Raw genomic sequence first — 20,022 nt, 5'->3', positions numbered from 1 at the left:
ATGCGGTTGGTTGCAAGTGACATAGACGGAACGATCCTGGGGCACGACGGAAAAATCAGTGTCCGCACGGTCCGGGCGTTCCACGCCTGCCGGGAGGCCGGCGTCGAGCTCGTCTTCGTAACCGGCCGTCCGCCGCGCTGGCTGCACCCGCTGGAAAAACAGCTGGGGCACACCGGCACGGTGATCTGCTCGAACGGCGCAGTGGTGTGGGACCTCGAGGCGGACAAACTGGTGTCCGCGCAGACCATGGCCCTGGACGACGTCTTCGAGGTCCGCCGGATCATCAAGAAGCTCCGCCCTACCGCGCTGTTCGCTGCCGAAACCCTCACCGGATTCCACCTGGAGCCTGGCTTCATCGAAAACGACACGAGCGAACTCCTGTCCGAGTTCACACCAGCCCCGCTGGACGAGACGCTCACGGCAGATGACGCGGTCGTGAAGTTCCTTGCCATCATCCGCGAAGGCACCGCAGATGAGTTCCTCGCAGCGGTGAGCCCCGCCGTCGGGAATCTCGCCACCGTCACGCATTCAGCGCCTACCGTCGCCATGCTGGAACTGTCCGTCCCGGGCATCAATAAGGCTGTCACTCTCGCCGGCTACGCTGCGGCGCGGGGAATCGACGCCGCGGATGTGGTGGCCTTCGGCGATATGCCCAACGACATCGAAATGCTCCGCTGGGCCGGCCACGGTTATGCGATGGCCAGCGGCCACCCGGAAGCGATCCGCGCCGCCGGGCAGCAGGCGCCGCATTTTGACGACGACGGCGTGGCCCAGATTCTCGAGGAGAAGCTCGCCGAACTCGGCGTCAGACTGCCGTAAAAGCGCTGTGACGCTGCCCTTCTTTTCGTCCCCGGAATCAGCAGCCGGCGCCCACATGCCCATCGCCATGGCCCACAGGGGCTTCTCCCTTGACGGCCTGGAGAACTCCATGGCGGCCTTCGGCGCCGCCGTCGGGCTCGGCTACCGCTACCTTGAAACGGACGTGCACACGACCACCGACGGCGTGCTGCTGCTCTTTCATGACGCCGCCCTGGACCGGATCACGGACAGCGCCGGACGCATCGCCGACCTGACCGCCGAAGAGGTGTCCCGGGCGCGGATCGGCGGGACGGAACCCGTGCCCACCTTCGATGAACTCGTGGCGGCCTTCCCCGGGACCCGGTTCAACCTCGACGTCAAGGACTGGCATTCAGTCCGGAGCGTTGCGGACGCAATCGAGCGGCATGCTGTCCATGACCGCGTACTCATCGCCAGCTTTTCGGACCGCCGACGGCGTGCGGTACTGCGGCTGCTCAGCCGCCGCACCGCGTCGTCCGCCGGGACGTCGGTCAACGCTGCTTTCATGGCGTTGTCGCCGCTGCTCGCCGTACCCGGCCTGCGTTCGTGGGTGCGGCCCGTGCTGCGCCGGGTGCTGCGCGATGTTGATGCCCTGCAGGTGCCGGTCCGGTACCGCGGCTTTCCCGTCGTCACGCCCGGCTTCGTCCGCCGCGCGCACGGGCTGGGACTGAACGTCCACGCATGGACCATCAACGATCCGGCCGAGATGCACCGGCTCCTGGACCTCGGCGTGGACGGGATCGTCTCCGACCGCGCCGACCTGCTCAAGGACGTCCTGGAAAGCCGCGGCGCCTGGTCCTAGTAGTACTTTCTTAGGTTTCGGCTGTGGTCTTTTCACTCTGCAGGTCAAGTAGGAAACGTACGAGGGCCGGTTCAGTCCCCTGCCGGCGCGCCTGCTACCCTCCCAGCGGCGCCATGATGAACCGCGAAGGGACCGCTGCCCGGAACGGCGCCAGGACGGCCGGATCCGCGGTGGCCCTCCAGTCGATGACCTGGTTGCTGGGTTCCGTTTCCTCTTTGGTGTACTCGAACCACATGGCCAGTTTCATCTGCGGGAATTGTGTTTCGAATCCGGCATCGAACAGCTGCTTCCACCAGGCAGATTTGATCTCCAGCGCTGCCGCGCCGTCTGTGCGGGCCGTGTTGTAGAAGGCGGCGGTCTCGGAAATGGCGAACGGCTTGGCGTGCCCTACCGCGTAGGCGGCATAAAAGTCCGGGACGGCTGTTTCATCCACGAAGCCGGTCCTGTATGTTCCGGTGATTTTCGCGGCCAGCTTGCCCGGGGCAGGAATCTCGTTTTCGCCCCACGGGTGGACATCGCCGTAGTGATAGAGCGTGAGTCCCACCCAGTCCACGGCAGCGTCGCCTGGCCAATAGGGCCCGTAGGGGTCATCGTCCATGGAGAGCCTGCCGTCGCCGTTGGTGTCCAGGACAGAGAATGCCGCGGCCGCGGGCTTCGCCTCGTGTGCCCCGCCGGGGAACGGGTAGCCTCCGCCTTCGTTCGGGGACCACAGCATAGTTGATCCGGGGACTGCATGGGCGGCTGCTGCCACCTGGCGGAATTTTTCGATGAAGAGCTCCGGCTGCTGGCCCCATGGATACCATGATCCGTTCATTTCATGGGCGAAGCGCACCATAACCGGGACACCCTTGCGGGTCCACGCCGTCAGGTCCTGCGAGAAGTCCGCAAGCACTTCAGGCGTGATGGACGCGAGGCCGTTCCAAGGCTCCAGCGTCAACATCATGGCGGAATGGGCGTCAGCCAGCTGGGATATCTCCTCGCCCACTTCCTTTTCCTCCTCCGGTGTCAGCGGGAAGCTGACATAGCGTCCGTACACTGCGGGCGTCGCCCCCAGCCGGGATGCATAGCCGTCCGCGGAATCGTGCTGCCAGTCCAGCTGGACGCCATAGTAGGCCTCCCCGTGCTCGGGCACGGGCAGCGGGACGTGCCGCTCGGTGAATGCAAAGGCCAGGGAAGCGGTTGCGACCGCAAGGAGCACCATGCAGACAACCACCTTCCGGGCTGGGTTTTCCCGGTTCCGCACGCGGTTCACCGTACGCTCTTCTCGGTCCTCAGGATGACGGACGCCACCATCAGCGCTAATTCAGCAGTGATCGCGGCTGCGAAGATGATACCCAGCAGGGGCTGATACACCACCGCATGCAGGGCTGCGGCCAGGGGTACACCGATGAAGACAGAGGCCATGGCAACCGCGGCCAACAACAGGGTCAGGCACACCAGGCGACTGCACCGGCTGGCGCCGCCCTGGGCCGTCGGCATGGGCAGTTCCTCGCTGGCAACGGCCGCCCTTGTTTGGGCCGTTTTTGGCGTCAAGCCGTCCCCGACGGCGACTGTTGCGGTTGGTTCCATGTCAATCACCGTTCCTGACGCTCGCGAGGTCTGCCTGCTTCGTCTTGGGGGTTGGCGTCCACTGCACGTTGCGTTTTCCGGAGATCCAGTTGGCAACAGCCCAAAGCGCCGCAGAACTTTCGCAGATTCCTGCTATGGGGGCAACCGCGACCGACCGGGCTATTTCCGCTGCCCGCTCCCATCTGTCCAGCCCCGCGTCGGCCACATTGTGCCACGCACCAACGAACACCGAACCGAGCCACATGGCGCCGACCACGGACAGCCAGAGGTTGGCCGCCCCGGGGATCAGCGGAGGTTGGTCGAGCATCAGGGCCGTGATAGCGCGGGCTACGAAGATCGGAACCACCAGTAGCGAAAGCGTCCCCACGATGGCGCCGAGTGCGAAGGTGGCGATGCGGAACCGTGTGCCCCACAACAATCCTGTCCTGGTCCGCAGTGGAAGGGCCCGGAAGCGCGGTCTCCGGGCCGCGGCGGTGATCCCCTGCAGCACGCCAAAGATCCAGCGGTAGCGCTGTTTGAAGGCGCTGTGCAACGAGAAGGGAGCCTGTTCCAGCATGAGGCAGCCGTGCCAGTCGAAAATATTGCGGCCGTACTTGGTAAACGCGTTCATTCCGAACACATAGTCCTCGGCAATGAACGGCTGGCCGTCCAGGGAGCCGATGTCCCAGCCCAGTTCGTTCTCAAGGGCTTCCTCCACCACGAGGTTGGAACCGTGCAGGTGGAACGGGACGCCTGATTCCATCACCTGGCGGCACTCATAGCAGCCCATCGGGCGGCTTGCCTCCATCGACCGGCAAAGCACGGACGCGTGAAGGTATTCCAAGGGGTAGTAGATGGGGCCTTCGAGGATCATCTTTGTTGTGGTGGAGAGGACTCTGATCAGCTTGCGGAGCTCATCGGGAACCATAACGCTCTCCTCGTCGTAGTGGACGATGAAAGTGCGGCCCGGTTTCCTGTTCCACAGCCCTCGCCGGTTTTCCACGGCATAATGCAGGCCCCGCGCCTTGAGGCCGGTGCCGGCGGGGGTTTCGTAGCTGGCCGGGATCACCAGGGCGTCGACGGCGATGGGAGCGCCGTGGAAGACACTCCGGACCGTCTCCGCCTGCTCAAAGGATTCGGTCACCACTTCCACTGACAGGAACCGCCGGTAGAAGGCGGGGTCTTCACGGCCAAGCTCGATGACGTTACGGATGCCCCGCAGGACGACGGCGGTACTGCCCGCCGAGCCGCGGGTGGTGATCTGGATCTTGACGAACGGCACGTCCAGTTTGCGCAGCCCAGCCGTGGTCACAGCCTCACGCCGCCGGTAGCGCTGCCAGAAGAAAATGAAGCTCCACCAGTATCCGGCCATCCGGAGGCCAATAACCGAGACAGCCACGAAAAGGAACGGACCCAGCATCATCAGCGCGGCATCCATAAAATCCGACACGGTGATCACGTCCACGTCCCCATGGAGGGGTAGGGGTGCGCCGGGCCAGTCCCCACTGGCACGGCGCCCATGAGTATCGCTTCTTCACGCATTTTGAGACCTTTTGCGATAGGCGGTGTTCAGTTGAACCACAAGTTCACAGCATGGGAAAGCGCACGTCATGAGTACCCGATACCCGCTAATAGTTGGCTGCCGTCTTCGGTCTCTTGTGCTTGTACGCAGAACGGGATGGGCAACCACTTGGTCCTGGCGCTGGATCTCTGTTGGTTGACCCGAAGCGCGCGGCACAGCGAGCCCCTTACGAGGGAGAAGATAAAGGTGCCCGGTGGGAGGCACCCCGCGTAGTGCACCGCAATGCGCCGCGGGCGCGGCTTTCCGTGACGAGTTCCGGCTGCGGCGTCAGGAACCGCGCGCTGGAGGCCCCAAACAATCCCTCAAAGATCACCCAGGACTCCACGTGCCGGTCCGTAAGATCCGTTCAACCACGCACCACACCTGCCCGCCGACCAAGAGGCCGACGCCGACACCACCAAGGCCCCCTAATTCAGCATGCTCCCAGCCCGTCCGCCTCTCCTGCGTTGGATCGCCCATCCGTCTAACTGCGGCCGAGACCGGTGGTTGGGTCCTGGTCGCCTTCCGAAGGGTCGGCCCGGAGTTCGTCGGGATCGGGGTCGGGGAGTCCGGCCGAACCGGCGACATCCCGGGGAAGGTCCGATCCCTCCGCCGCGCCAATGCCTCCTGAATCCGTTGTGCCGCCCGCTTCTGCGCTGCCTGTATCCGGGCCGGCCGTGTCCGCGGCGCCCGTTTCAGAGCCGGCCGTGTCCGAGCCGCGCGCTTCTGAGCCGCCTGTTTCCGGGCCGGGCGTTTCTGGACTGCCGGACGCGGCGCCTGAGGTGCCCGGTCCGCCGTCGTTATCCATTGCGTTGGAGCCTTCGCTGATGGAGGAGTGGACCTGAACGTCGTCGTCCCGGGTGCCGGGCTCCGGCACATGGGCGTCATCTGTAGGTTTGGACGTCCCCGCCAGATCCTCCATGGCGTTCTCCGCTGCTTTGCCTATGCTGTCGCCGATTCCCATCAGCTTGCTCCTTCGTCACTCCGGCGTAGGGCCGGATATCGCGACATCTGACTGTTCCAGAATTATCAGCATGCTTACAATTAGTCCAGTGCCCCCGGGCGACGGAGGCCAAGCTCCACCGTCATCAACGTCTGCTGTCATTTCACCAATGACCCAAACCCACGGAGGACTGCAGGACCATGAGCAGCTATCACCCAGAAAACGACCCCGCAAACCCGGACCGCGACGAGGCCGCCGACGCAGCCGGCGAACATCGGAAGCACGGAACCGAACGTGACCCGGCCGGATCACCCAACCCCGACCCCCTGAACGGCAATATCACCGGCCTCGAACCGGGCGGCGGAGTGCCCCCGGGCGAAACGCCGCCGGCCGAGGACCAGATGAGCGGCGACCAGGGGCACGAGGAGTAACGCCGGATCTCCACACAGCCCGGCACTCCGGGCGTGCGCGGAATCCGGGACGCATCAATATGGAATGGGAGAGACTTAGCGGGGCAACTGACCGCATGACGCACCGGGCAAGCGTGTTCCTGGCTGTTGCTGGCAGGATGGTGCCATGCGCATCCTCATTGCCCCGGACAAGTTCAAGGGTTCCCTCACTGCCATCGAAGCCGCCGCTGCCATCGCCGAAGGCGCCCTCCGCGTCTATCCCGACGCCGTCGCCACGCAGTTCCCCGTGGCGGACGGCGGTGAAGGGACCCTCGAAGCGGCGGTGGCCGCCGGTTATGAAGAGCGGCTTAATGCCGTCGTCGGCCCCATCCTGGCGCCGATCGGCGCGGCCTGGGGGCTCCGCAAGGACGCCTTTGGCGGCACGACGGCAGTCATCGAGACGGCCCAGGCGTCCGGCCTGGCGCACATGGATCCGACGCCGGAGAATTCCCTCCGTGCCCACAGTTACGGCTGCGGACAGCTGATTGCCGCGGCCCTGGATGCCGGGGCCACCGAGATCGTGCTGGGTGTCGGCGGTTCGGCCATGACCGACGGCGGCAGCGGGGCCCTGCGTGCCCTGGGCCTCAAGCCCCTGGACGCGGCCGGAAATGTGGTGCCCCTGGGCGGCGGATCGCTCGCGGACGTTGTTGCCCTGGACGCCTCCGGCTTGGATCCCCGTCTGTCAGCGGTGAACTTTCGGATCGCCGTCGACGTACGGAACCCGCTGTTCGGCACCGCCGGCGCCGCCCACGTCTTCGGTCCCCAAAAGGGGGCCGACGAGCACGCGGTGGAGAAGCTCGACGCCGGCCTGCGCAACTGGGCGTCCATTCTCAGGGAGGCAACCGGCCGGGACGTCAACGTTCCGGGAGCCGGGGCGGCGGGCGGCTTCCCGGCGTCATTCCTTGCCTTCACGCACGCCACGCTGGAAGGCGGCTTCGCGCTCGTGGCCGGGCTGACCGGCCTCGCCGAGCAGCTCAAGGACGCCGATCTGGTCATCACCGGGGAAGGGTCCATGGACTCGCAGTCGCTGACGGGCAAGGCGCCCATTGCGCTCGCGGATGCCTCCCGGGAGCTCGGCATCCCGGTGATCGTGGTTGCGGGGCGGATTCTGGTCACGCCTGAGGACCTGGCGGAACACGGGGTCGTCGCAGCAGCACAACTGCTGGACGTGGCCGCAAGCCCGGAAGACGCCGTCGCCAACGCCGCGAAGTACCTCACCTGGGCCACAAGCCAGGTGCTCGAAGGCGCCTGATCAGCCCGGCTGCCTCTTGGCCTGGCGGTGAAGGTGCACTGGGATGTACGCGAGGAGCAGCACCAGCACCGCAAGGAGCACCAGCCCGGCGGTGATTCCGGCGGCCCGCCCTGCCACCACATCGAACACCAGCGCAGCCGTACCGACGCTCAAGGCTGCCACGCCGCTGAGCGCGATTTTGGTGATGTTGTCCGCGCTGGTCACAAGTGTCGCCTTGAGCCGTTGGCGGAACAGTCGCCGGTGCACGCTGACGGGCAGGAGGATGAAGGCGGTGGTCAGGGCTGCCAGTGCCACGTCCACGAGGTAGAGTCCGGTCTGGAAGTCGTCCAGGGTTTCAAAGCGGGCCTGGAAAGGCAGCGTCAGGAGGAAACCTGCAAGGATCTGCACGCCTGTCTGCAGCACCCGCAGTTCCTGCAGCAGCTCCATCCAGTTGCGGTCGAGCTGTTCCTCGCGGGTCTCATTCCTGCCGCTGCCTTGAGGGATGTCCGTGTCTGTCATGCCTCCACCTCCATCGGCCAAGTGCTGGCCCGCTTGCTCCAAACCTAGGCTCAAGCCGGGCCCAATTCAACGACTGATAAGTTTGCTGAGTATTTCCTGGCACGCTGTGGACTTGCTCCTCCAACCTGCGTTAGGTTCAAAGAGCCGGACACCCTGAAGTCTTGGAAGGGGGTTGTGGAAAGCGCGCACAGTGGAGCCGCCCTGATGGCCAGCCCCGATAATCAGCCCCGAATAACCTGCACCGTTAGTGACCCAGACCGTTAGTAGGTGGACTATGAGTGATCCAGCCAAACAGCCTGACCAGCCCAGAGACCCCCGGGGAACATACCCGTCAGAGCCCTTTCCCGAGCAGGAACAGAAGCAGCCCGGCCTCACGGCACCGATGGATCCGCAGCCAGACCACGGTGAGCTGAGCTATGAGGGCAGTGAAAAGCTGCAGGGCAAGGCCGCGCTCATCACCGGTGGCGATTCTGGCATCGGCAAGGCGGTGGCGATTGCCTTCGCCCGCGAAGGTGCTGACGTCGCCATTTCCTACCTGCCGGAGGAGGAAGCGGACGCCCAGGACACAGCGGAATGGATCCGCAAGACCGGCCGGCGTGCCCTGCTTCTTGCCGGTGACGGCCGGAGCGAAGATTTCAGCACGAATATCGTGGAGGATGCCTTCGCGGAGTTCGGACGGCTGGATGTGGTGGTGCTCAACGCCGCATACCAGAAAAACCGCGACAGCTTCGAATCGCTCCCCACGGAGGAGTTCGACCGCGTCTTTCAGACCAACCTCTACTCCCTTCTATGGACCGCCCGCGCCGCGGTGCCGCACCTGACAGCGGGGGCGTCGATCATCACCACGACGTCCATCCAGGCATTCAACCCGTCACCGGGACTGATCGACTACGCCATGACAAAGGCGGCCCAGGTTGCCTTCACCAAGGCCCTCGCCCAGGAACTCGGGCCTAAAGGCATCCGCGTCAACGCCGTGGCGCCCGGCCCCATCTGGACGCCGCTCATTCCCGCCACGGAGTGGCCGCACAAGCTGCCCAAGTTCGGTCAGGACACCCCGTTGCAGCGCCCCGGCCAGCCCGCGGAACTCGCGCCCGCCTATGTCCTGCTGGCCTCCGACGCCGGCTCGTACATCTCCGGGGCGGTGCTTCCCGTTACCGGCGGCAAGGGGTTGTAAGCCGGGGGACACGGGACCTTTCCGGTAATTTCCAGTTATTTCCAGCAATCAGGAGGATCACATGAGCCAGGACAACCAGCACGCAGCCCCTGAAGAGGAAGTCGGAGGTTATGGCACCCCTACCGTGGAGCAGGAAATGGGCGGAAAGCAGTTTGCCCAGCCCCGCGAGGAGGAGGACTTCGATGAAGCGGGCCTGAACCAGGACAGCCCGGAGGGCGAGACCTTCGACACCGGCACCCCGAACCTCAGCCACTTTGCCGAAGAGGACCAGGACAGCGCGGGCGAACCCGGGGCCGGCCGGTTCGGCGGAACTGACGAGCAGCTCCATGCCGAGGCCGACGCCAGCCGGCCCGGCTTCGACGCTGTACCAGGGGAGTCGCCGATTCCCCGCGATGCTGATGCGTTCCCGGGCGCCGATGCAGGGACCGGAGCTCCGGGGGACACGGTGGTGCCGTCCGCAGACGCCGAGATTGATGAGCGCAACGCGGATGAGCAGGGCGCCGACCAGTTCTCCTCGGAGCCGGGCAAGGACGCCGCCGGCCTGCCTGACGGCAGCGGGAACGACCTGCCCAAGGAAAAGTCGCCGAATGATGAGGACGAAACGTTCGACGCCGGGTAACGGGGCAGATTCTTAGACCCGGCCTGGGGTTTCAAGGCCGCATTTCTGCACCGCTTTAAAGCCCGCGGGTAGGTGGCGCCCCTGAATTACCGGGGCGCCACCTTGCTTTGGCGGGACAAAGCGGTGCAGAAACGCCTAGGAAGGTGGCAGAAAAGCACCAAGGGTGGCTGGCCGGGGAACCAAAAGCTCCGGGGAAGGCTGCCTGGGAGGCCTACCGTTTCTTCGGTGACCGCTTTGCCGCGGCATTGATGGCTGCCTTCACGGCCGGGGGAAGTCCCGACTGCTCGGTCTCAGGCTCGGCCGCCGTCCCGCGGGCCTTCGCGATGGCCTTCATGCCGTGGTAGATCGCCAAGGCGGCGGCGGTGCCCAGTGCAATACCGGTGAACTTCAGGTCCCCGATGATCCAGGTGTAATCGGCGATGCCGATGATGAGCGCGACGGCGGCCGTCGTGAGGTTCACCGGGTTGGAGAAGTTCACCTTGGCTTGGACCCAGATCTTCACGCCCAGGATGCCGATCATGCCGTACAGCATGGTGGCCGCGCCGCCCAGCACACCCGGCGGGACGGTGGCGATCAGTTCGCCGAACTTGGGAGAGAAGCTCAGCAGGATGGCGAAGATGCCGGCCACCCAGTACGCGGCGGTGGAGTAGACCTTCGTCGCCGCCATGACGCCGATGTTTTCCGCGTAGGTGGTGGTGCCCGATCCTCCGCCGATGCCGGCCAGCACGGTGGCGGCGCCGTCTGCCATCAGGGCGCGGCCTGACACGCCGTCAAGGTTCTGCCCGGTCATGGCGGACACGGACTTCACGTGCCCGATATTCTCCGCCACCAGCACCAGCACCACCGGAACGAAGAGGCCCACAACGCCCAGGTGGAACTCCGGCGTCTGGAACTGCGGCAGGCCGACCCAGGCCGCGGCGTCCATCTTGGCGTAATTGACCTCTCCGCGGATCATGGCCGCGAGATACCCCACCACCACGCCCACGAGGATGCTGAGGCGGCCGATGATCCCACGGAACAGGACGCTCGCCACGATGATGGTCACGAGCGTGATGAGCGCCGTGACAGGGGCGGCGTCGAAGTTGTTCTTGGCCGCCGGCGCGAGGTTGAGGCCGATCAGCGCCACAATGGCGCCGGTGACAATCGGCGGCATGAGCCTGTTGATCCAGCCTGCGCCGAACCTCTGCACGATGGCGCCGATCACGGCAAGTCCGACGCCGGCCAGCACCACGCCGCCCAGGGCGCCGGGAACGCCGAACTGCTGCTGGGACGCCATGATGGGCGCAATGAACGCGAAGCTGGAGCCGAGGTAGCTGGGCACCATGCCCTTCGTAATCACCAGGAACAGCAGTGTGCCGATGCCGGAGAAGAACAGGGTGGTGGCCGGAGGCATTCCGGTGATGATGGGCACGAGGAACGTGGCGCCGAACATGGCCACGACATGCTGCATGCCGATGCCGATGGTGATGGGCCAGGCAAGCCGTTCTCCCGGGGCAACAACTTCACCGGGGCGGACCGCTTTGCCGTTGCCGTGCAGCTTCCATTTGGTTCCGAGCATGCTCATTGCCGGGGCCTTTCAGAGGGGTAGCCCGCGGTGGGGCTGGGTCGTCCGGTGCAACAATTCCGGTGCAACAATACCGCGCCGCGGCCGTGAGCAAGAGGGCGGCGGAAGGGCGCACGAGAGGTGCCATGAGGGCTGGGACGCGAGCCGCGCGCGGCATGTGCCCAAGGTCACGCCCGATAACATGCCGTCAGGGGAAGAGGATGCCGCCGCACAAGGTTGGAACCATGGAAAGCAGGACCACCCCGCCACATCCCAGCAGGAACGGCGGCCATGCGAAAGGGAACCGAATGACCATCGCCCATGAAGAAGCCGTGATCGATTCCGCCGCTGTGGACGCGATCTTCGCCGAAGCCCGCACCGCCAACGCCTTCACGGGCGAGGTCACGGAGCAGCAGGCCCGCGCCATCTATGAACTGACCAAGTTTGGTCCCACCGCATTCAACTCGCAGCCGCTGCGCGTCACGTACGTGCGGTCGGACGAGGCCCGCGCCAAGCTCGTGGACGCCCTCGCCGCCGGGAACCGCGCCAAGACGGCTTCCGCCCCGCTCGTTGCGATCCTCAGCTATGACACCTCATGGCAGGAGCAGTGGGACAACTTCCTGCCTGGTTACAACGCGCCCAAGGCCATGTACGACGCCTCCGAGGACCTTGCAGCCTCCACGGGCAACAACAACGCGCACCTGCAGGCGGGCTACTTCATCCTCGCCGTGCGCTCCCTCGGCTTCGCGGCTGGCCCCATGACGGGCGCGGACTTTGCCGCCATCGATGCCGAGTTCTTCCCGGCCGGAGACCGGAAGAGCTTCCTCGTCGTCAACATAGGCCAGCCCGGACCCGACGCCTGGGGCCAGGCCAAGCCGAAGTTCGCGTACGACGACGTCGTCCGGACAGTCTGATTCGTCCAGCCAGTCTGCGGCCCGGCTGCCTGCCGCCGCTAAGGCTGTGGCCGGTCTGTCTGCGGCCGTTTAGACTGCGCCCGTAAAACTGCACCAAGACGCGCAATTGCCTCCGGCAACATGGGGGACATTCCGGAGGCAATCGGGGCAGTATTTCTGCAGTCGAAACTGCAAGGCATGCGTCCGGGCCTAGTCCAAGTTTAGACCTGTTCTGGCAAGTTGAGCCGGTCTCCGGTGGCACACTTGGGATATGCGGAACCTCATCATGGTGGCGTTCGTGGAGCCGGTCGCGGAGGGCCAGGTTTTCCTGCGGACCGAGTGGCCGCTGCACATCACCCTGGTGCGTTTCGACCTCGGGAACGACGACGACACAGCCCGGTTCGCGGCGCTCGCCGAAGTGCCGGCCAAGCAGGCGCTGGGCACGGTCCTGACGGTCGGCGCCGATGACCGCTTCGGATACCGGGGCTCCGTGCCCGTCAGCCTGGTGGAAGCTGATCCGGCGCTCCAGGCGCTGCACGACTCCCTCGTCCAGTTGGTGGAGGAGCTGTCCGGACGTGTTGCCAGCCCGCACCATACGCGGCGGCACTTCCGCCCGCATGTGTCCCACCACGGTGAGAAACGCGTGAACCCGGGCGACGCCGTCGTGCTTGACCAAATAGCGCTCGTGGACATGGCGCCGGATGGTGACCGTACCATCCGGCGCATCCTCGCGCTGTGGGAGCTTAGGAAATAACCCCGTCCACGAGTGCCTTGGCCTCTGCCTGCACCTGCTTCAGGTGGTCGGCGCCCTTGAAGGACTCGGCGTAGATCTTGTAGACGTCTTCGGTGCCGGAGGGGCGGGCGGCGAACCAGGCGTTCTCCGTGACCACCTTCAGCCCGCCGATGGAAGCTCCGTTGCCCGGCGCTTCCGTGAGCTTCGCGGTGATCGTCTCGCCTGCCAGTTCGGTGGCGGTAACGTCGGACGGCGACAGCTTGCCGAGCGCTGCCTTCTGCTCCCGCGTGGCGGCGGCGTCGATGCGGGCGTAGACGGGGTCGCCGAACTGGTCCGTGAGCCCCTTGTACAGCTGCGACGGCGACTTGCCGGTGACGGCGGTGATTTCCGAGGCGAGCAGGGCCAGCAGGATGCCGTCCTTGTCGGTGGTCCAAACGCTGCCGTCCATCTTGTTGAACGAAGCGCCGGCAGATTCCTCGCCGCCGAACGCCCCTTCGCCGGACAGCAGGCCCGGAACGAACCACTTGAAGCCCACGGGCACCTCGACCAGCTTGCGGCCCAGGCTCTCGGCCACACGGTCAATGATGGAGGAGGACACGAGTGTCTTGCCCACCACCGAATTCGGGTTCCAGCCGCTGCGGTGGCGGTAGAGGTAGTCGATGGCGACAGCGAGGTAGTGGTTCGGGTTCATCAGTCCGCCGTCCGGGGTGACAATGCCGTGGCGGTCAGCGTCGGCGTCGTTTCCGGTGGCGACGTCGTAGCTGGCGCCGTCGGACATCCGGTTGATGAGCGACGCCATGGCCGACGGCGAGGAGCAGTCCATGCGGATCTTCTCGTCCCAGTCCAGGGTCATGAACGCCCACTGCGGATCCACGGTCGGGTTGACCACGGTGAGGTTGAGGTTGTGGCGCTCGCCGATTTCGCCCCAGTAATCCACGGACGCGCCGCCCATGGGATCGGCACCGATCCGGACGCCGGCCTCGCGGATGGCGTTCAGGTCCAGCACCGAAGGGAGATCGTCCACATAGCTGCTGAGGAAGTCGAACGTGCCTGTGGTCTCGGCCTCGACGGCTTCCGCCAACGGGATCCGCTTCACGCCGCGGAGGCCGTTTTCCAAGAGTTCATTGGCACGGTTGGCAATCCAGCCGGTGGCGTCGGAGTCCGCGGGGCCGCCGTGCGGCGGGTTGTACTTGAAGCCGCCGTCACCGGGAGGGTTGTGGCTGGGCGTGACCACGATGCCGTCAGCGTGCGGGGTGCCAGCCGGGGCGTTCCGGTTGTAGGTGAGGATGGCGTGGCTCAGGGCGGGGGTGGGCGTGTAGCCGTGGCGGGCGTCAACGAGGACCTTCACGCCGTTGGCGGCGAGAACTTCCAGGGCCGAGTTCTGCGCCGGTTCACTGAGCCCGTGGGTGTCCTTGGCCAGGAACAGCGGTCCGGTGATGCCCTGCCCGGCCCGATATTCCACGATAGCCTGGGTGATGGCCACGATGTGCGCCTCGTTGAAGGACGCCTTCAGGCTGGACCCGCGGTGTCCGGAGGTCCCGAACGCCACGCGCTGGCCGGGATCACCCAGGTCAGGCTTGACGTCGTAGTACGCATCCAGAAGAGCGGTCAGGTCAACAAGGTCGTGGGGTTGGGCAACTGTGCCCGCGCGGCTAGACATGGCACCAGCATGCCAGACGACGGCGGACTCAACACGACATTTCCGGAATCCGGCCCCTATGACGCCGAAATGTCGGAAACAATGCGGACCATGTGGACGAAGGATAATAAACTCCCCGGGTTTAGAAGCCGTTGGGCGGCTGTAATGTTTTGCCTAGGACATTTCAGAGGGGAATCCCATGACCGAGCAGCGCCCTAACGGAACCGGCGGCGACCAGACACCGAGGGGCTACCAGCCGCCGTCGTATATTCCGCCGCAGGGTTCGGACCTGCCTGCGCCTCCGCTGTACACGCCGCCCTATGACCAGTCCGGCCAGCACTACGGGAACCAGTACGGGCAGCAATACGGTGGCCAGTACGGCCAACAATATGGACAGCAGTACGCCGGCCCGTACGGACAGCCGTACTACGGCATGCCAGCGGAGCCGAAGGGCCTGAGCATCGCCAGCCTGTGCTGCGGGATTGCCGTGTTCGTCGGCTTCGGGTTCATCATCCTGCCGCAGGTCGCAGCGGTCATCCTGGGGCATATGGCCCTTCGGCGTGAACCCTCCGGCCGCTCCCTCGCCATTGCTGGCCTCGTGATGGGATACATCGGCCTTGCCCTCACGGTACTGGCTTTCGTGGCCCTGGCCATGCTCTTCAGCATCGCAGCCACCAACTCCTACACCACGGCCTGACAAGTGGCCGGGCTGGCCGCGGCAGCAGGAAGCGCGCAGCAGACCGGTTCTGCTGCTAGAAGATCGACCATCCGGTGCGGGTGGTGAATTCATCCAGGGCGGCGACTCCTGCCACGGAGTTCCCGGACCGGCCAAGTCCAGGGCTCCAGACACAGATTGTGCAGTTGTCGGGCACCACCGCGATGATTCCACCGCCCACCCCACTCTTGCCCGGAAGTCCCACACGGTAGGCAAATTCGCCTGCTGCGTCGTAAGTCCCGCACGTGAGCATCACGGCATTGATGCGCTTGGTCTGGGCCGGGGAGAGCAGCGCGCTGCCATTGGCAGCTACTCCGTTGCGGGCAAGGAAGCTGCTGGCCACGGCCAGATCGGTGCAGCTCATGGCGAGGGAACACTGGCTGACGTAGGCGTCCAGGACATCTTCCACCGGATTGTCCAGATTGCCGCAGCTGGCCAGGAAGTGCGCCAGCGAGGCGTTCCTGTTGTTGTTCCTGGCCTCGGACTCGGCCACTACCGCATCCATCCGGATGGAACCGTTGCCGCTTTCTGTCCGGAGCAGATCGCGGACAGCCGTATGGGGGCTATCGGCGATGCTGAGGAGCCTGTCGGTGACCACCAGGGCTCCGGCATTGATGAACGGATTGCGGGGTATTCCGTCTTCATGCTCCAGCTGGACCAGCGAGTTGAACGGATTGCCGGATGGCTCCCGGAATACGCGTTTCCAGATCCTGTCGCCGTCGCCGGCGAGCACCAGGGCGAGGGCAAACACCTTCGAGATGCTTTGAATCGAGAACGCCACGTCCGAGTCACCTGACGAAAACACCTCGCCGTCGCCGGTGGCGACCGAAATTCCGAAGTGGCCGGCGCTCACGGCGCCGAGTTCGGGGATATAGCCGGCAACCTCACCCTGGCCAATGTGGGGTTTGACCGAGCCGGCGATGTCGTCAAGGAGGTTTTGGATGTCCATTGCGGGGTGTTCTCTTCTTCTGTTTCAGGGCGCGGCAATAGGTTCAATTGCGGCCATTGGTGAATGAATCTGCTGTGGCTTGGCTAGATGGCGGTGCTGGCTGAGATGCCGGTGTATGGGGCAGTTGCTGGCGTTTTAGGCCGTTACGGGTTGAAGGGCTTCCACCGCTGTTGGGTTTCCATCCACAACCGGATTTGTAGATGGGCGAGCAGCCGCTGGCCTGGATCCTGGAGGTCAATTCCGGCGACTTCGCACGAGCGGCGGAGCCGGTAATGGACGGTGTTCCGGTGAATGAGGAGCTGTTCAGCGCACCGGTTCACGTCGCCGAAGGACTCCAGGTAGGCCAGCAGCGTAACGGCGAATTCCGGGTACCTTTCACACAGCAGTGCTATCCCCTTGTGCCGGAGACGGTCGTTGGAGCCGATCAGCTCCAGCAACTCGTTGACCAGGACGGTGGTTTCCACCTCGCTGAAGGCCGCAACGCGCATCGACAGGGTGGCTTCAAGGACCTTCAGGACATTGCGGACGTGCTCGACCGAGGCATGCAGGCGGTCCAGCCGGTCGACCACAGGCCCGATGGCCGCCTGCACTTCCAGGTCCAGGTGGGCTTCCGCATCCCTGACAATGACGTTGACCAGCCTGCTGATGGCCGCGGGTGACTTAATCGGGTCGAGGTCGGGCAGGACGATCGCTGTTTCGAGTCCGAGCGCGCCCACCACCGCGCCAGGCCTGTACGCGGCGGCATGAATCGAGATGAGGTTGGCCAGTTCTCCCCGTTGCAACTGCATGCCCGGGGCACTCTGGTTGGGATCGCCTGACGACACCAGAACCAGAGCCGCGGGCCTGGAAGGATCAAGCCCGGCCGATTGGGCCTGGGAATGGATCTGGGCGGTTCCGCTCAGGAGGCTTGAAACGCGGTCCCGGCGCATGGACTGCGACTGTTCGTTGCGGTGCCGGACCAGCTCTATCGCTGCGTGCCGGGCGGAGCCGATGAGGATCCGGTCAGTGTTGGACGCCAGACGTTCGGTTCCTTCCTGAAGCCAGATGTAGCCCAGAACCCTTCTGCCGGCATGGATGGCTATGGCGACGCGTTCGCGGAGGCCCTCTTCCGGGTTTGCCGGGATATGGATCGGACCCTCGCCGGCCTGCAGATGCTTGTAGACACCCGACTCCTTGAGCAGTTTCTGGTAGCGCTCCGGGCCGCGCCTCGCCAGGATGGACAGCCTGCGCAGTTCGTCCACGTCGTTGGACGCGGGGGAGTAGGCCAGGACCCTGTTCGCGGGATCCTCGATGACAACGTGGCCGTGAGTCAGCGTTGCGGTTGTCTGCGCGATGCCGAAGAGGTCGCGCTGGATGAGCGTTGACGCATCTTCCGAAGGGAGCGATTCCCGGATCCGGTCAATGGCTATGCTTTCGATCTGGTCCCACCGCGCCGATCGTGAAATCGCAATGAGGCCGATTCCGGTCGGACGCAGGAGTTCCTGGACAGCATCAAGATCGGACTCCGTGCCCTTGACGGCAACCGCAACCGGCTTGTCCCGGATCAGCTCCCGGATTTTCGGCAGGGCAGCGCGCCCTCGCGCACCAATGAGCAGGACCAGCGCCCCGGGCCGGACAGAGCCCTGGTCCTCCGCATCCAGGATGACGGTTTCGCTGACTCTTTCGTTGGTGGGGGAGGGCGCTACCAGCAACTGGCCGTTGTCCACGCCGAGGTCTTCAAGAATGTCGCTGAGTGTGACACTGACGGCGCCTCCGTCGAGTTCCTCAGGTTTCACGCAGCGTTCAGGCCCTTCTTCATCGAAGTATTCATGGCGGATGCCACAGCCATGAACGATACTCGCCCCTGGCCCTTGCAAAGTTGGCGCCGGGCACAATTCTGAATTCGTGAATTTGTCATGGCAGCCAAGCTAAATTTATCGCCGGGGATCTAGAGTTGGATACTGTCGCCCCACGCAGAGCCGCGCTGGTATCGGCAAGAACACTTCACCCGTCATTTCACCGTCATTTCATCGCTGGGCTCTTTAGGAGGAGCCGGCGATACAGGAGTCAAAGGAGACCCCACAGTGACAGCCTCGCCTCATCCGGAGTCGCCGGAAATGCTTTAGGACAGCGTTAGACCCCCCGAGCCAGCAGACCGTGCACTGACCAACCGTGCACTGACCAACCGGGCATTGGCCGTCTGTTCATTGACCGATGGCGTCTTCACTGAGCGGTTTAACCGGGCAGTGCACCCGCTCGACGTTACAGCCATGGACCTGCCGTCCGTGGCTGTACCTTCACCTGCCCGGGAGCGGACTGCCGCAGCCTTGTCTCCGCCAACGAAATTTGGGATTGCCATGAAAACTAAAGAGTCAGACACGAAGTTAGACCCCGCGCCCGCCCTTGAAAACGGCAGGGAGTTGCTGGGCGACCGGATGGCGGCCGCACAGGACTTCTCCACGGAAGAAGCCGGTTACCACAAGACCCTCAAGCCCCGGCAGATTCAGATGATCGCCATCGGCGGCGCCATCGGTACCGGCCTGTTCATGGGCGCCGGCGGCCGACTGAACGGCTCCGGACCTGCGCTGATCCTGGTCTATGCGATCTGCGGATTCTTTGCGTTCCTTATCCTGCGTGCACTCGGCGAGCTCGTGCTGTACCGGCCGACATCGGGGTCTTTTGTTTCCTACGCGCGGGAGTTTTACGGCGAAAAGATGGCCCACACCGCAGGGTGGCTGTACTTCCTCAACTGGGCCATGACCTCCATCGTGGACGTGACAGCCGTGGCCCTGTACGTGAAGTTCTGGGCGCCCTACTGGGAGCCCGTCCGGGACGTGCCGCAGTGGCTCATTGCCTTGGTCGCCCTGGTTGTGGTGCTCGGACTGAACCTGGTCTCGGTCAAGGTCTTTGGCGAGATGGAGTTCTGGTTTGCCTTGACCAAGGTGGCGGCTCTCGTTGCATTCCTCATCGTCGGCGTGTGCTTCATCGTGCTGGGCGGAAAAACCGACGTCGGAACACCGGGATTCGGGATCATTCTGGACAACGGCGGGCTTTTCCCGACTGGCGCGGTAGCGCCGCTGCTGGCCATCAGTGGCGTAGTGTTCGCCTACGCTGCGATTGAACTTGTCGGCACGGCCGCCGGGGAAACAGCGGCACCGGAGAAGGTCATGCCCAAGGCCGTCAACACCGTGGTGGTCCGCATCGCCATCTTCTACGTCGGATCGGTGCTGCTGCTGTCCATGCTGCTTCCGTTCACCGCCTACAAGGCCGGCGAATCGCCCTTGGTGACCTTTTTCTCCCATTTGGGCTCCGCGGAGGCCGGGGCAGTCTCCGCGTCGGTCATGAACTTCGTGGTCCTGACCGCGGCTCTCTCCAGCTTGAACGCCGGCCTGTACTCCACCGGCCGGATTCTGCGGTCGATGGCTGTCCACGGTTCCGCTCCGGCGTTCACGGCCAGGATGAGCCGGAACGGCGTGCCCTACGGCGGGATCCTGCTGACCGCCGTCATCACGCTGATTGGCGTTGGCCTTAACGCCCTGGTGCCCTCGCACGTCTTCGAAATCGTGTTGGAGATATCCGCTGTCGGCATCATCGGAGGTTGGGGCACCATCATGCTCTGCCACATCAAACTGCAGAAATGGGTTAACCAGGGCAAGGCAGAACGCCCCTCGTTCCGGCTTTTCGGCGCGCCCTACACGTCCTACCTGACTCTCGGTTTCCTGGCCTTCGTCCTGGTGACGATGGGCTTCTCTGAAACCGGCCGTTGGGTGCTGGCATCCCTTCTGGTCCTCATTCCACTGCTGTGGCTCGGCTGGTACTCGTCGCGCCGGCGGAGACGTCAGGCCGTCTCGGCGGCTCCAAGCCTGCAAAAGACACCCTAGGGATTCC

Annotated in this window: 19 protein-coding genes; 10 read left to right on the top strand and 9 right to left on the bottom strand. The window is 64.7% G+C overall.

Features of this window, described 5'->3' with window-relative positions:
- Together J7E80_RS13160 and J7E80_RS13155 are read left to right on the top strand one after the other, a co-directional pair.
- Window positions 1-819, top strand: coding sequence for an HAD family hydrolase (locus tag J7E80_RS13160; protein WP_215052235.1), 819 nt, complete (start codon window positions 1-3; stop codon window positions 817-819).
- A 55-nt stretch (window positions 820-874) separates the two neighbouring features.
- On the top strand, window positions 875-1,639 hold the full coding sequence (locus tag J7E80_RS13155; protein ID WP_215052377.1) for a glycerophosphodiester phosphodiesterase: 765 nt from the start codon (window positions 875-877) through the stop codon (window positions 1,637-1,639).
- A gap of 94 nt (window positions 1,640-1,733) precedes the next feature.
- On the opposite strand, the gene J7E80_RS13150 is transcribed toward J7E80_RS13155, so the two are convergent.
- The 4 genes from J7E80_RS13150 to J7E80_RS23845 form a co-directional block, all read right to left on the bottom strand.
- Window positions 1,734-2,840 carry a glycoside hydrolase family 26 protein gene (locus J7E80_RS13150; protein WP_215052233.1) on the bottom strand — a complete coding sequence of 369 codons (1,107 nt, stop codon included), beginning with the start codon at window positions 2,838-2,840 and terminating at the stop codon, window positions 1,734-1,736.
- 47 nt (window positions 2,841-2,887) lie between these two features.
- On the bottom strand, window positions 2,888-3,208 hold the full coding sequence (locus J7E80_RS13145) for a hypothetical protein (RefSeq protein ID WP_215052231.1): 321 nt from the start codon (window positions 3,206-3,208) through the stop codon (window positions 2,888-2,890).
- A gap of 1 nt (window position 3,209) precedes the next feature.
- Complete coding sequence (locus tag J7E80_RS23850; protein WP_215052229.1) at window positions 3,210-4,646, bottom strand: glycosyltransferase family 2 protein; 1,437 nt, start codon at window positions 4,644-4,646, stop codon at window positions 3,210-3,212.
- Window positions 4,647-5,232: 586 nt separating this feature from the next.
- Window positions 5,233-5,712 (bottom strand): hypothetical protein, encoded by a 480-nt coding sequence (locus J7E80_RS23845; protein ID WP_251036838.1) that lies wholly within the window; start codon window positions 5,710-5,712, stop codon window positions 5,233-5,235.
- A gap of 179 nt (window positions 5,713-5,891) precedes the next feature.
- Here J7E80_RS23845 and J7E80_RS13130 point away from each other — a divergent pair, with 179 nt between their 5' ends.
- Together J7E80_RS13130 and J7E80_RS13125 are read left to right on the top strand one after the other, a co-directional pair.
- Window positions 5,892-6,122 (top strand): DUF6480 family protein, encoded by a 231-nt coding sequence (locus J7E80_RS13130; protein ID WP_215052227.1) that lies wholly within the window; start codon window positions 5,892-5,894, stop codon window positions 6,120-6,122.
- A gap of 145 nt (window positions 6,123-6,267) precedes the next feature.
- Window positions 6,268-7,392, top strand: coding sequence for a glycerate kinase (locus tag J7E80_RS13125; RefSeq protein WP_215052224.1), 1,125 nt, complete (start codon window positions 6,268-6,270; stop codon window positions 7,390-7,392).
- Here the strand turns inward: J7E80_RS13125 and J7E80_RS13120 are convergent, their stop codons facing one another.
- Window positions 7,393-7,890 carry a DUF6328 family protein gene (locus J7E80_RS13120; RefSeq protein WP_215052223.1) on the bottom strand — a complete coding sequence of 166 codons (498 nt, stop codon included), beginning with the start codon at window positions 7,888-7,890 and terminating at the stop codon, window positions 7,393-7,395.
- Between the two features lie 274 nt (window positions 7,891-8,164).
- Here J7E80_RS13120 and J7E80_RS13115 point away from each other — a divergent pair, with 274 nt between their 5' ends.
- Together J7E80_RS13115 and J7E80_RS13110 are read left to right on the top strand one after the other, a co-directional pair.
- Complete coding sequence (locus J7E80_RS13115; RefSeq protein WP_215052221.1) at window positions 8,165-9,064, top strand: SDR family oxidoreductase; 900 nt, start codon at window positions 8,165-8,167, stop codon at window positions 9,062-9,064.
- 61 nt (window positions 9,065-9,125) lie between these two features.
- Window positions 9,126-9,683 (top strand): hypothetical protein, encoded by a 558-nt coding sequence (locus tag J7E80_RS13110; RefSeq protein WP_215052220.1) that lies wholly within the window; start codon window positions 9,126-9,128, stop codon window positions 9,681-9,683.
- A gap of 211 nt (window positions 9,684-9,894) precedes the next feature.
- On the opposite strand, the gene J7E80_RS13105 is transcribed toward J7E80_RS13110, so the two are convergent.
- Complete coding sequence (locus J7E80_RS13105; protein WP_215052218.1) at window positions 9,895-11,247, bottom strand: uracil-xanthine permease family protein; 1,353 nt, start codon at window positions 11,245-11,247, stop codon at window positions 9,895-9,897.
- 287 nt (window positions 11,248-11,534) lie between these two features.
- Between J7E80_RS13105 and J7E80_RS13100 the strand changes: the two genes are divergently transcribed.
- Both J7E80_RS13100 and J7E80_RS13095 read left to right on the top strand, forming a co-directional pair.
- Window positions 11,535-12,140, top strand: coding sequence for a malonic semialdehyde reductase (locus tag J7E80_RS13100; protein ID WP_215052216.1), 606 nt, complete (start codon window positions 11,535-11,537; stop codon window positions 12,138-12,140).
- 250 nt (window positions 12,141-12,390) lie between these two features.
- Complete coding sequence (locus tag J7E80_RS13095; RefSeq protein ID WP_215052214.1) at window positions 12,391-12,873, top strand: 2'-5' RNA ligase family protein; 483 nt, start codon at window positions 12,391-12,393, stop codon at window positions 12,871-12,873.
- Here the strand turns inward: J7E80_RS13095 and pgm are convergent.
- Entirely contained in the window at window positions 12,863-14,512 is a 1,650-nt protein-coding gene (gene pgm, locus J7E80_RS13090; protein WP_215052212.1) for a phosphoglucomutase (alpha-D-glucose-1,6-bisphosphate-dependent), read from the bottom strand. The two genes, J7E80_RS13095 and pgm, sit on opposite strands and share 11 nt — an antisense overlap.
- 178 nt (window positions 14,513-14,690) lie before the next feature.
- Between pgm and J7E80_RS13085 the strand changes: the two genes are divergently transcribed.
- Window positions 14,691-15,188 carry a DUF4190 domain-containing protein gene (locus J7E80_RS13085; RefSeq protein WP_215052210.1) on the top strand — a complete coding sequence of 166 codons (498 nt, stop codon included), beginning with the start codon at window positions 14,691-14,693 and terminating at the stop codon, window positions 15,186-15,188.
- Between the two features lie 55 nt (window positions 15,189-15,243).
- Here the strand turns inward: J7E80_RS13085 and J7E80_RS13080 are convergent, their stop codons facing one another.
- Together J7E80_RS13080 and J7E80_RS24425 are read right to left on the bottom strand one after the other, a co-directional pair.
- Window positions 15,244-16,155: a glutaminase gene (locus tag J7E80_RS13080; RefSeq protein ID WP_215052208.1), complete on the bottom strand. Its 912-nt coding sequence runs from the start codon at window positions 16,153-16,155 to the stop codon at window positions 15,244-15,246.
- A gap of 143 nt (window positions 16,156-16,298) precedes the next feature.
- A complete protein-coding gene (locus J7E80_RS24425) occupies window positions 16,299-17,930 on the bottom strand; it encodes a CdaR family transcriptional regulator (RefSeq protein ID WP_215052206.1) in 1,632 nt (543 codons plus the stop codon).
- Between the two features lie 639 nt (window positions 17,931-18,569).
- Between J7E80_RS24425 and J7E80_RS13070 the strand changes: the two genes are divergently transcribed.
- Entirely contained in the window at window positions 18,570-20,015 is a 1,446-nt protein-coding gene (locus J7E80_RS13070) for an amino acid permease (RefSeq protein WP_396020777.1), read from the top strand.
- The last annotated feature ends 7 nt before the right edge of the window (window positions 20,016-20,022 follow it).

It is taken from the genome of Arthrobacter sp. ISL-28 (genome assembly GCF_018613875.1).
Lineage (GTDB): Bacteria > Actinomycetota > Actinomycetes > Actinomycetales > Micrococcaceae > Arthrobacter.
The sequence above is the reverse complement of the archived record's forward strand: the minus strand, read 5'-3'. Positions and strand labels throughout refer to the sequence as shown.

Excerpts from the sequence above, each read along its gene's own strand:
- J7E80_RS13160 (WP_215052235.1), top strand. The coding sequence starts at position 1 with ATGCGGTTGGTTGCAAGTGACATAGACGGAACGATCCTGGGGCACGAC.
- J7E80_RS13155 (WP_215052377.1), top strand. The coding sequence starts at position 875 with ATGCCCATCGCCATGGCCCACAGGGGCTTCTCCCTTGACGGCCTGGAG.
- J7E80_RS13150 (WP_215052233.1), bottom strand. The coding sequence starts at position 2,840 with ATGGTGCTCCTTGCGGTCGCAACCGCTTCCCTGGCCTTTGCATTCACC.
- J7E80_RS13145 (WP_215052231.1), bottom strand. The coding sequence starts at position 3,208 with ATGGAACCAACCGCAACAGTCGCCGTCGGGGACGGCTTGACGCCAAAA.
- J7E80_RS23845 (WP_251036838.1), bottom strand. The coding sequence starts at position 5,712 with ATGGGAATCGGCGACAGCATAGGCAAAGCAGCGGAGAACGCCATGGAG.
- J7E80_RS13130 (WP_215052227.1), top strand. The coding sequence starts at position 5,892 with ATGAGCAGCTATCACCCAGAAAACGACCCCGCAAACCCGGACCGCGAC.
- J7E80_RS13125 (WP_215052224.1), top strand. The coding sequence starts at position 6,268 with ATGCGCATCCTCATTGCCCCGGACAAGTTCAAGGGTTCCCTCACTGCC.
- J7E80_RS13120 (WP_215052223.1), bottom strand. The coding sequence starts at position 7,890 with ATGACAGACACGGACATCCCTCAAGGCAGCGGCAGGAATGAGACCCGC.
- J7E80_RS13115 (WP_215052221.1), top strand. The coding sequence starts at position 8,165 with ATGAGTGATCCAGCCAAACAGCCTGACCAGCCCAGAGACCCCCGGGGA.
- J7E80_RS13110 (WP_215052220.1), top strand. The coding sequence starts at position 9,126 with ATGAGCCAGGACAACCAGCACGCAGCCCCTGAAGAGGAAGTCGGAGGT.
- J7E80_RS13105 (WP_215052218.1), bottom strand. The coding sequence starts at position 11,247 with ATGAGCATGCTCGGAACCAAATGGAAGCTGCACGGCAACGGCAAAGCG.
- J7E80_RS13100 (WP_215052216.1), top strand. The coding sequence starts at position 11,535 with ATGACCATCGCCCATGAAGAAGCCGTGATCGATTCCGCCGCTGTGGAC.
- J7E80_RS13095 (WP_215052214.1), top strand. The coding sequence starts at position 12,391 with ATGCGGAACCTCATCATGGTGGCGTTCGTGGAGCCGGTCGCGGAGGGC.
- pgm (WP_215052212.1), bottom strand. The coding sequence starts at position 14,512 with ATGTCTAGCCGCGCGGGCACAGTTGCCCAACCCCACGACCTTGTTGAC.
- J7E80_RS13085 (WP_215052210.1), top strand. The coding sequence starts at position 14,691 with ATGACCGAGCAGCGCCCTAACGGAACCGGCGGCGACCAGACACCGAGG.
- J7E80_RS13080 (WP_215052208.1), bottom strand. The coding sequence starts at position 16,155 with ATGGACATCCAAAACCTCCTTGACGACATCGCCGGCTCGGTCAAACCC.
- J7E80_RS13070 (WP_396020777.1), top strand. The coding sequence starts at position 18,570 with ATGGCGGCCGCACAGGACTTCTCCACGGAAGAAGCCGGTTACCACAAG.